The sequence below is a fragment of the Paenibacillus koleovorans NBRC 103111 genome, assembly GCF_004000845.1.
Taxonomy (GTDB): domain Bacteria; phylum Bacillota; class Bacilli; order Paenibacillales; family NBRC-103111; genus Paenibacillus_AA; species Paenibacillus_AA koleovorans.
The window spans coordinates 1-11412 of record NZ_BIMA01000165.1; the positions used below are offsets into that span (position 1 = coordinate 1).

9 protein-coding genes are annotated in these 11412 nt (G+C 53.7%); all 9 read left to right on the forward strand.

The genetic code is table 11. From position 1 onward, the window contains the following. Positions 1-302 precede the first annotated feature (302 nt). Positions 303-2372 (forward strand): bifunctional aldolase/short-chain dehydrogenase, encoded by a 2070-nt coding sequence (locus tag PKO02S_RS29920; RefSeq protein ID WP_127588678.1) that lies wholly within the window; start codon positions 303-305, stop codon positions 2370-2372. 24 nt (positions 2373-2396) lie between these two features. After that, on the forward strand, positions 2397-2780 hold the full coding sequence (locus tag PKO02S_RS29925; RefSeq protein ID WP_127588679.1) for a sensory rhodopsin transducer: 384 nt from the start codon (positions 2397-2399) through the stop codon (positions 2778-2780). Positions 2781-2804: 24 nt separating this feature from the next. Further along, on the forward strand, positions 2805-4067 hold the full coding sequence (gene rhaA, locus PKO02S_RS29930) for an L-rhamnose isomerase (RefSeq protein WP_127588680.1): 1263 nt from the start codon (positions 2805-2807) through the stop codon (positions 4065-4067). A gap of 6 nt (positions 4068-4073) precedes the next feature. After that, positions 4074-5594 carry a rhamnulokinase gene (locus PKO02S_RS29935; protein ID WP_127588681.1) on the forward strand — a complete coding sequence of 507 codons (1521 nt, stop codon included), beginning with the start codon at positions 4074-4076 and terminating at the stop codon, positions 5592-5594. 29 nt (positions 5595-5623) lie between these two features. Further along, complete coding sequence (locus PKO02S_RS29940; protein WP_127588682.1) at positions 5624-6388, forward strand: DeoR/GlpR family DNA-binding transcription regulator; 765 nt, start codon at positions 5624-5626, stop codon at positions 6386-6388. Positions 6389-6476: 88 nt separating this feature from the next. Then, positions 6477-7214 (forward strand): sporulation protein YunB, encoded by a 738-nt coding sequence (gene yunB / locus PKO02S_RS29945; protein WP_127588683.1) that lies wholly within the window; start codon positions 6477-6479, stop codon positions 7212-7214. A gap of 297 nt (positions 7215-7511) precedes the next feature. Beyond that, positions 7512-8918, forward strand: coding sequence for a hypothetical protein (locus PKO02S_RS29950; RefSeq protein WP_127588684.1), 1407 nt, complete (start codon positions 7512-7514; stop codon positions 8916-8918). Positions 8919-9003: 85 nt separating this feature from the next. Further along, positions 9004-10644: a type 2 periplasmic-binding domain-containing protein gene (locus PKO02S_RS29955; RefSeq protein WP_127588685.1), complete on the forward strand. Its 1641-nt coding sequence runs from the start codon at positions 9004-9006 to the stop codon at positions 10642-10644. A gap of 99 nt (positions 10645-10743) precedes the next feature. Then, the coding region (locus PKO02S_RS29960; RefSeq protein WP_164821769.1) for an ABC transporter permease at positions 10744-11412 on the forward strand (669 nt) is incomplete at its 3' end.

Here is an 11412-nt window from a genome sequence, read left to right on the forward strand (position 1 = left end):
TCAAACCCGCCCAGTAGACCCAAATTACCCTGCTTCGCATCCTGTCGACCGTTTCATCCGCCTTAACCTTCTTGCCCTTCCCACGCGCCAACTATACACTTCCGCCAGAGGACCATCAGGGTGATATTCCCTGACGGTTTTCTTAAGTCTCTCGGGTACCTTCAACTGAGGGGTTGAAGTCAGCCGATTTTACATATATTCAAAAATAAACAAAGATGATATACTTAAAACAAACATAAACAAATATATACCCAACGATTCAAATTGCAATCATTCATCATTTTTCTCGGGAGGCACTTCAAATGGCACAAAGCTTGTGGGATTCAGCAAAAGCATCGCAATTGCAAGGCGGGTTGGATGAGCTCGTCTACCGCTCCAATCTGATTGGCACTGATCGGACCGTCTGCAACTGGGGCGGCGGCAACACGTCGAGCAAGACGACGGTGAAGGATTTCCGCGGTCGCGACGTCGAAGTGATGTACGTGAAAGGCAGCGGCTCTGACTTGGCGACGATGAAGGCCGGCAACTTCACGGGGCTGCGCATGGAGGACATTCGTCCGCTGTTCGAGCGCGACTCGATGAGCGACGAAGAGATGGTCGCTTACCTCGCGCATTGCATGATCGACGCCAAACATCCGCGCGCTTCCATTGAGACGCTGCTGCACGCATTCCTGCCGTTCAAACATGTCGACCATACGCATCCGGACTCGATCATCAGCCTATGCTGCGCGGACAACGGTCAGGCGATGGCGCGCGAGCTGTTCGGCGACCGTTTCGTGTGGGTGCCTTATGTGCGTCCGGGCTTTACGCTGTCCAAAATGATCGCCGAAGGCGTACTGGCCAATCCGAAAGCCGAGCTCGTGCTGATGGAGAAGCACGGCCTTGTCACTTGGGGCGAGACATCGGAGGCTGCCTATGCGAAGACGATCGAGATCATCTCCGAGGCGGAGGCATTCATTGCGGCGCGCATCGACCAAACCCGCGTCTTCGGCGGCGTGAAGCACGAGCCTCTTCCGGCCGACGTACGCCGCAGCCTGGCCGCGCAAGTCATGCCGGTCGTGCGCGGTGCGGTAAGCGACGCCAAGAAAATGATTCTCTCGTTCGACGATGCGGATGACGTGCTGCAATTCGTCGGCGGCGCGGATGCGGCGACGCTGTCGCAGGTAGGCGCAGCTTGTCCGGACCATCTCGTGCACACGAAGGTCGTGCCTCTCTATATCGATTGGACGCCGAATGCGGACGACGTAGACGGCCTCAAAGCAAAGCTGATCGCGGGGGTAGCCTCTTATAAAGAGCAATACAAGGCGTACTTCGAGCGCAACAAAAACGAAGGCGACGTCATGTTCGAAGCGGCTCCTCGCGTTATTCTCATACCGGGTGTCGGCATGATCAACACCGGCAAAAGCTGGGCGATGTCGCAAGTGAGCGGCGCGCTGTACCACCGCGCGATCGCCGTTATGCGCGGCGCGACGGCGCTGGGCGAATTCGTCTCGCTCAGCGAGAACGAATCGTACAACGTCGAGTACTGGCCGCTTGAGCTGTACAAACTGACGCTGGCCCCGGCAGAAGCGGAATTCTCCCGCAAGGTCGCGTTCATCACCGGCGGAGCAGGCGGCATCGGCAGCGAAACCGCGCGGCGCCTCGTCTCCGAAGGCGCGCATGTCGTGCTCGCCGACCTGAACCTCGAAGGCGCTCAGAAAGTAGCGGCCGACATCAACGCGAAGTTCGGCGACAACCGCGCTTACGCGGTGAAGATGGACGTGACGTCGGAAGAGCAAGTAGCGGCGGCCTATGCCGAGACCGCACTTGCATTCGGCGGCGTCGACATCATCGTGAACAACGCCGGCCTAGCCACGTCCAGCCCTTTTGACCAGACATCGCTCAAGGAATGGAATCTGAACATCAATGTGCTCGGCACCGGCTATTTCCTAGTGGCGCGTGAAGCGTTCAAGCTGATGAAGGAGCAAGGCATCGGCGGCAACATGGTTTTCATCGGCTCGAAGAACTCGATCTATGCCGGCAAAAACGCTTCCGCCTACAGCGCGGCCAAGGCGCTCGAAGCCCATCTCGCCCGCTGCATCGCGTCGGAGGGCGGCGAATTCGGCATCCGTGTGAACACGATTCTCCCGGACGCCATTTTGCAAGGCTCGGCCATCTGGAATTCCAACTGGCGCAACGAACGCGCAGCCGCTTACGGCATCGAACCGGATCAATTGGAGGAATACTACCGCAAGCGGACGACGCTGCTCGTCAATATTTTCCCGAGAGACATCGCTGAGGGGATCGCATTCTTCGCCTCCTCCAAAGCGGACAAAACGACGGGCTGCATGCTGACGATCGACGGCGGCGTACCGGCTGCCTTCACCCGATAATCGAGAGAGAGGGTTGGGATTCCAATGCATCAAGCGATGGGGAAAACGGCGTGGTTCATTCCGGACGGCTACATTCCGCCTACGAGCGCGCCAGGCGTTTATGAGAGCCACGAGTCGATTTGTGTGTTGAATACATCCGGTGAGGATGCTAAGTTGACGCTGACGATTTATTTCGAGGATCGCGATCCGATCGAGCAAGTGGAGGCGATTGTTCCGGGTCGACGCACCCGACATATCCGCACCAGCAGTCTGCGCGGCAGCGGCGGCAATGGCGAGAGCATCCCGACAGGCGTTCCGTACGCCATCGGGATCGTAAGCACCGTGCCGGTTATGATTCAATACAGCCGATTGGACGCCACCCAGGCCGAGAATGCGCTCATGTCGATCATGGCGTATCCGGTCGGGTAGAAGATGGGGAGGGGAAACGAACCGATGACGCAAAATCAATTGACTGGGCAATATGAATGGGCGAAAAGCTTGTACCGCGAGCACGGCATCGATGTGGATCAAGTGCTGGAGCAGCTGGCAAAGGTGAAAATATCGATGCACTGCTGGCAGGGCGACGACGTGCGGGGCTTCCTGTTCAAGGAGGAGGCGCTGAGCGGCGGCATCTCCGTTACCGGCAACTATCCCGGTGCGGCCGGCACGCCGGCCGAGCTGCGAAGCGATTTGGAGAAAGCGTTCTCGCTCATTCCGGGCAAGCACAAGCTGAATCTGCATGCGATCTACGCCGACACCGACGAGAAAGTCGATCTCGACCAGATAGAGCCGCGGCATTTCCAAAGCTGGGTCGATTGGGCGAAGGCTCAAGGGCTCGGCCTCGACTTCAACCCGACCTGCTTCTCGCATCCGAAGTCGGCGGACGGCTTCACGCTCAGCCATTCCGATCCGGCGATCCGCGAATTCTGGATCGAGCACTGCAAGCGTTCGCGCCGCATCGGCGCGTACTTCGGCGAGCAGCTCGGTCAGACTTGCGTGACGAACGTCTGGGTTCCGGACGGCTATAAGGATACGCCGGTCGATCGGCTGGCTCCTCGCAAGCGGCTGAAGTCTGCGCTGGACGAGGTGTTCGCCGAGGAGCTGAACGCGGCGCACAACCTGGACGCCGTCGAGAGCAAGCTGTTCGGGCTCGGCTCGGAAGCTTACGTCGTCGGCTCGCATGAGTTCTACATGGGCTACGGCATCCAGAACAATAAGCTGGTATGCCTCGATGCCGGCCATTTCCACCCGACGGAGACGATCTCCGGCAAGCTGTCCTCGCTCTCGCTGTTCACCGACGGCATTCTGCTGCACGTGAGCCGGCCGATGCGCTGGGACAGCGACCACGTCGTGACGTTCGACGACGAGCTGCAGGAAATCGCCAAGGAGCTTGTCCGCCACGACCTGCTAGGCACGACACACATCGGCCTGGACTTCTTCGACGCCAGCATCAACCGGGTTGCCGCTTGGGTCATCGGCACGCGCAACACGATCAAGGCGCTGCTGCGCGCCATGCTCGAGCCGACGGACGCGCTCCGTCAGGCGGAGCTGGCAGGCGACTACACGACCCGCCTGGCGCTGACCGAGGAGTTCAAGTCTTATCCGTTCGGCGTCATCTGGGACTACTATTGCGACAAAATGGGCGTTCCGGTCCGCGAAGCATGGCTGGAGGAAGTGAAAGCTTACGAGCAGGAAGTGCTGCTGAAACGGGGGTAACGCCACATGACGTCCACGTCTACGTCTAAGTCCAATTCGCAAGCAGGAAAAGACGGTTATGCGCTGGCGTTTGACCTCGGCGCGAGCAGCGGCAGAGCGCTGATCGGCCGGCTGGTCGACGGTCGTATGGAGGTCGAGGAGCTTCACCGCTTCTCGAACGACCCGGTGCAGATCGGAGACCGCCTGCAATGGGACATCCTCAGGCTGTTCCACGAGATCAAGCAGGCGCTGCTGGAAGCGAAGCACCGCGGCCTCACGGTGACCAGCCTGGGCATCGACTCCTGGGCGGTCGACTTCGGTTTGATCGGCCGCCATGGCGAGCTGCTCGGCAACCCGTACCACTACCGGGATCGGCAGACGGACGGCATCATGGAGCGGCTGTTCGCCGAGATTCCGGCGTCGGAAGTGTTCTCGCGCACTGGCATCCAGTTTCTGCCGTTCAACTCGATTTTCCAGCTGTATGCGCTGAAGCAAGCAGGTTCTCCGCTGCTTGACGGGGCGGTTCGATTCCTGATGATCCCGGACTTGCTCCGTTATTTCCTGACCGGCGAGATGCACAACGAGTTCTCGAACGCGACTTCAACGCAATTGTACAATCCGGTCGAGGGCACATGGGACCGCGAGCTGCTTCGCCGGCTGGGAGTGGCGGGCGAGCTGTTCGGCGAGCCGGTCCAGCCGGGTACATTCGTCGGCCGGTTGCGCGACTCGCTCTGCGAGGAGCTCGACATCGACGCCGTGCCGGTCATTGCGGTCGCCGAGCACGATACCGGCTCGGCGGTAGCGGCCGTGCCGGCGACGGAGCGCTCGTTCGCCTACCTTAGCTGCGGCACATGGTCGCTCATGGGCACGGAGGTGGACCGCCCGGTGCTGAGTCCGCTGACGCAGCAGCTGAACTTCACCAACGAAGGCGGCGTGAACGGCACGTTCCGGCTGCTCAAGAACATTATGGGCTTGTGGCTGCTGCAGGAGAGCCGCCGCGAGTGGGAGCGGGAAGGTCAATCGCATTCGTTCCCTGACCTTGTCGCTATGGCGGAGCAAGCGCCGGCATTCGCGACCCTGATCGATCCGGACGACATCACTTTCATGCCGCCCGGCGATATGCCGTCCCGCATTCGCGACTACTGCTTGAAGACCGGCCAGCAGCCGCCTGCCGATACCGGCGCAATCGTCCGTTGCATTTTGGAGAGCCTCGCCTTAAAATACCGGTATGTGTTCCGGAAGACGGAGCAGCTGTCCGGGCAATCGTTCACAGGTTTGCACATGGTGGGAGGCGGCATTCACAACACGCTGCTCTGCCAATGGACGGCGGATTCGCTAGGTAAGCCGGTATGGGCCGGTCCGGCCGAGGGCAGCGGCATCGGCAACCTTGCTGTACAGATGATCGCGCAAGGACTGCTCGCCGACATCTGGGAAGCGCGGAGCGTCATCCGCGAGTCGTTCCCGGTGGCGGAGTATGTGCCTGGCGATCAGGCGCAATGGGAAGCCGCGTATGAGCGGTTTCTGCAAGTGACGGGTTTGAACGAATAACTTTAGCGATAGAAATGAGGACGGCGGCTATGCTCGTTGCGGAGCGCTATGAGAAAATTGTAGAGCTGGTGAACGCCCGGGGAAGCATCCGGGTCTCGGAGCTGAGCGAGCTGTGCGGGGTGACGGAGGAGACGATCCGCCGCGACCTCGACCGGCTCGAGCAGGCCGGGCGGCTGCGCCGTTCGCACGGCGGCGCGGTCAGCGTCAAGGACCAGGCGGCCCAGCCGGAGACGCCTTATGCCGAGCGCGAGATCATCCACGCGGAGGAGAAGCGGCGTATTGCCCAGGAAGCGGTCCGGCTCATCCAGCCTCATGACCGGATCATCCTGGATGCCAGCTCGACCGCCTGGTACATGGCGGTGCATCTGCCGGATATGCCGCTCACCGTTCTGACCAATTCGATCAAGGTGGCGCTCGAGCTCAGCGGCAAGGAGAAGATTGAAGTGATCTCCACGGGCGGCATTCTCGCCTCTCGTTCGTTGTCCTACGTAGGCCCGCTCGCAGAGCGTTCTTTGGACGCCTACTATGTGGACAAAGCTTTCTTTTCCTGCAAGGGCGTCCATCTGGAGCGGGGCATTAGCGATTCGAACGAGCCGCAGGCGAGAGTCAAGCAGAAGATCCTTAGCCGTGCCGGTCAAGTCATTCTGCTGGCCGATGCCAGCAAGTTCGGGACGCAGGCGTTCACGCTGGTAGCGGGCTTGAACGAGGTCGATGCGATCGTTACCGATCGCCGCCTGCCGAAGGAGATGCTGGACCGTCTGACCGAGCAAGGCATCGCTGTGACAACGGTGTGACAACCTGTGAAGACTCGTCTTTTTCCATAGGAGCTCGCATACACTGGGTAAAGAAAACCGGACCGACACCGATCGGAGGGGATGCCCTGTGTTCAGACGCCGCTGGCGTAGCCGCTCCACCAAGAAAGGGAAACGAAGGGCGCTGTTCCTGGCGCTCGTCATTTCCTTTTTGTTTTTCCTGCAAGGTTTTCTCTATATCGATCGTCACCTCTGGCCCCCGCTGATGAATCTCGCGAAAGTCCGGATCAAGCAAATCGCCACGCAATCGATCAACAACGCGATCTCCGAACGGATCTCCCAAGGCACCGACCTGCAGAAGCTGATTGAGTGGAAAATGGACGGCAACGGCAAAATCAACGGCTTCATGCTGAACTACTCGGAGCATATGCGCATTCGCTCGCAAGCCGTGGAGACGGTGCAGTCGGCACTGAAGGGGCTGGGAGAGATGCCGGAGCATATTCCGCTCGGTCAGGCGATGGACAGTGCGATCATTGCTTCGTTCGGGCCGAAAATTCCGATCCGTCTCGTCCCGGCGGGGTCGGTGAAGGTCGATCTGAACACCCGGCAGCAAAATGCGGGCATCAATATGATTCTTGTGGAAGTGTATATCAAGATTTCGGCGGAAGTATCGGTCATTATCCCGTTCGACTCCAAGCCGGAAGTGATGGAGACGGAAATTCCGATCTCGTACGTGCTGGTCGTAGGCGATGTGCCGATGTACTACATGGATAACAAGGGCAATCCGACGGGCAGTTCGCAGGCGCCGCCTCCCGGAATCGCGATTCCCGGGCTGAAAAACGATGAAAAACCCTCCGCCGGCAAATAGACCGGGGAGGGCAGAGAAATAAGTCGGACAGGCTTGAACAGAACTTTATATTTACAATCGAAGATATATAATGTAAATTATATTATATGTAATATATGAAATTCATCTTTTCGTTTGCATGAATTCGAATTCATTATGGTGGATTCGTTGCGAATCGCGATGATGTAAATGAATCGATCGAGGAGGGGAGATATTAGAACGGTAATTAGATCACTAATTAGATCACTATTATGTCAGTCTCCGTGCAGATACAACTTCCCATCTTTCAACTTTCCGCTGGAGGGAACTCGACCGAATATGTCAAATCAATTTAATCATCGCGCAGCATACGGGACTTGGATCAATGATATGAGAAACAGTGCTTTGCCCTATGAAGGCTGGCCTAGCGTCCGGTTGGATCAGGAGACAGAGCAAAGCATTATTGAAACTATCGAGCTGATTAGTAAGTCAGGGTTTAACGAAATTGTGCTATGGGGGCTCTTTGCAGCATACTCGTGGCCACTAGACCTCACTAGTGCGATTGATTCCGAGCGTGCTCTGCGCATTGAACGAATCATTCAGGCAGCCAACCGATGTGGAATAAAGATTCTCACGGGAATCGGTATTTATAGCTGGGGCTTCGATACGATTATTGAGAGCGATCCGGAGGTGCGTGGAACTAACCTGCACGCCATGTGCGGCTCTAAACCTGAATCCTGGGAATGGATGAAAAAAATAATTGATTTTGTTATTAAACGTTTTGACTTCGACGGGCTGCACTTGGAATCGGCTGATCTAGGTCGTTGCAATTGTACGGTATGCGACAGAGAGGGCGATGTGGAGTACCACAGCAGAATCACGGCAAGAGCCGCGCAATATATTCGGGAACAGGACAGCAGCAAAATTCTTCTGGTCAGCTTATGCGGCTACATCCCTTACTATAAAAAAATTGCTGCAAACGAAATTCAATATCTAATCGAGATGAGCAAGCATATTGATTATCTGATCGATGGCGGACACAATGGATATTTTATTGATGAAACCACATTAAGCGCGGTCATCGAACAACTGCATTGTGATTTTGGGACATCTGGGGGGATTTGGCTCTACCCGCCCCAGCGCTGGGAGAGGTTGCGTTGGTTTCTGCCCTACACCCAAAAAACCGGTAAGCACATCAAGCAGTTATATCATGACGGCGGTCGGGCGATTGAATATTATTTGGGGCCGATCATTAATCCGGGGGTAGAAATGAACATAGCATTTGGCGGAAGGCTATTGTCGAATGTGGACAGAGAGATGGATGATATACTTGCTGAAGTTGTAACCGAGCTGTATCAACCTATGGATACAGAGACTTGCGCCTCGCTGGTGAGCATATTCAAGCGCGCGGAGAATGCCTACTTTGACCATTGGTATGACGCGCAAGATTCCCCTAAAGCCGAGTTGCGACAACTTTATGTTTCTGAATTTTATGGTAATGATCTACAAAAGCCGACCTACCTCGCAGAAGCTCCTGAGTTCAACAGGTTAATGACGCGGATTATGATGGATGCTCGAGGGAGGGAACGATATAGAACGGAATTGAACTTCATATTGGCTGACCTGTTAGCGTTAGAGGCGAATACCGGAAGTAAGGGAAGAATGGAGAGGTTAAGAATCTGTATTCAAAATGTGATTAAGGATATTGATGAAACGATTATGAAAAGTACGGATCATCATGGATAACGGTAGAGAAGTGTCCAATAGCAATTCCTTATAGGGGTCAGGGCTACAGACAAAATACGAATCCTAATAAAGCGGAGGACATGAAATGAAACGTGACAGGGTAATAGCTTTTTTGTTGATAGTTGCAATGGTGGGCACTTTAATTGGATGTTCAACAAGTAATTCTGAGGATGGAAAAAAAGTAGAAGAGGCTAGATTAACAACAGGGAAATACGATCCGCCAATTACATTGACAACCGTACAGAAAAAACCGCCAACATTGAAATACGCGGACGGTGATTCGATTGATAACAATCCCTGGACCAGAGCCTACGAAGAGGAGTATGGCATTAAAATCAAAACCCTATGGTCATTTTCCACAACGGAAGAAGCTCAATGGCAGCAAAAAACAAATCTAATGATCGCGTCAGGCGATTTGCCCGATTTCTTTCTTGCTACTCCAGAGCAATTCAAACAGCTGCTGGATGCAGACTTGCTCGCTGATCTGACAAAAGAGTACAATAACGCACCCAAACGTGTAAGGGATACCCTCGTTGAAGGGGGAGAGCTGCCAATAAAATCGGCAACCAAAAATGGTAAGCTGATGGCAATTCCTTTTACGACAGTAGTCAAAGAGGGTTCGCATATGATCTGGATTCGAACCGATTGGCTCAAGAAGTTGAATTTGCCCGAGCCCAAGACGATGAGCGACGTATTGGCAATTAGTGAAGCCTTTACTACCAAGGATCCTGACGGCAACGGTAAAAATGACACATTTGGAATCACACTCGATAAAGATTTCAGAGTCATGAAGGGATTTTTGAACGGGTATCATGCTTATCTGGATATATGGGTCAAAAATTCATCGAATCAGCTCGTCTTCAGCAGTGTGCAACCTGAAATGAAGAAGGCTCTAGGTGTACTAAGTGAAATGTTCAAAAAAGGTCAAATCGATCCGGAATTCGGAAGCAAGGCTTATGCAAAAGCATCGGAAAGTCTCGTGAATGGCAAGATCGGTATTTTATTCAATAGCTTTGGGGCAGCATTGTCACCGCTTCAATCCGGTATCGATATCGACCCTCGTATGGAATGGAAAGCTTTCCCGATTGTATCGGTTGACAGCACGCCGGCGAAAAATCAAAACGCCCTTGGAGTAAATGGATACTGGGTTGTAAAAAAAGGTGTAAAGAATGCGGATGCCGTATTTAAAATGATTGATTTCTGGATCAAAACGTTTTATGAGAATAAGGATATGGATACTTACTATAAATATGTGAATATTAAGGATACGAATATCGAAGCGTCATATATGAATGTGGCAGCCATTTACAAGCCATTTAAGAATACCGATCAGCATCTAAAAGTCATCAAAGCCGCTAAGGATGGGGATGTATCTGCTCTTACCGGCGACGATAAAGGCGTTCTGGAGCGGGTCAAGCAATTCCAAGCCGGGAACAGAACCATGTGGGCCTGGCAGGCAATTTACGGTGAGGGAGGATCACTGTCCGTCTCGGATTACTACAGGAAAAAAGAATTGTATGAACCCGATCAATTCATCTCCGCACCGCTGCCTGTAATGGCCCAGAAAGGTGCCGCTCTAGCCAAACTGGAAAATGAAGTGTTTACAAAGATTATACTGGGTCAAGTTGGAATTGATGAGTTCGATAAATTTGTGGAAGAATGGAAGAAAACGGGCGGAACAGAGATTACGGCAGAGGTTAATGAATGGTATAAACAAAACAAATAATCGCGACCAAGGAAGGGAGCGGAATTCGCTCTCTTCCTTGGCTATTATGGAGGGATTCCTTTGAGTCGCAAATGGACTGCCAATCTTCCTCTACACTTCATGCTATTGCCAGCCGTACTATTGGTTGTGATCTATCAGTATGGACCTATGTTGGGAATTGTCATCGCTTTTCAGCACTTCATCCCTGCTAAAGGTTATTTTGCATCCGAGTGGGTTGGGTTGGCGAATTTCAAATATCTCTTTTCACTTTCCGACTTTAACGAAGTATTGCGAAATACGATCTTTATTGCGTTCATGAAGATGGTTGCCGGACTAGTCGTTCCAATTGTAGTCGCTCTTCTGCTCAATGAAATCATGCACGAGCGATTCAAACGGCTTGTGCAAACGTTGATCTATTTGCCGCATTTCTTGTCCTGGGTAATTCTGGGCGGAGTCCTGATTGATATTCTCTCTCCGTCCAGCGGGATTGTAAATCAAATATTGAACGGATTCGGGATGAAATCGATTTATTTTCTAGGAAGCAACCATTGGTTTCCTTATGTTGTAGTGATATCTCATGAATGGAAGGAGTTCGGATTCGGCACCATTATTTATTTAGCTGCATTGACCAGTATCAACCCATCGCTATACGAAGCAGCAATTGTGGATGGTGCAGGTAAAATTAGACAGATGTGGCATGTTACACTACCCGGGATGCGTCCCATTATTGTGCTATTGGCGACATTAAGCTTGGGTAACGTTTTAAATGCCGGGTTTGATCAAATCTAT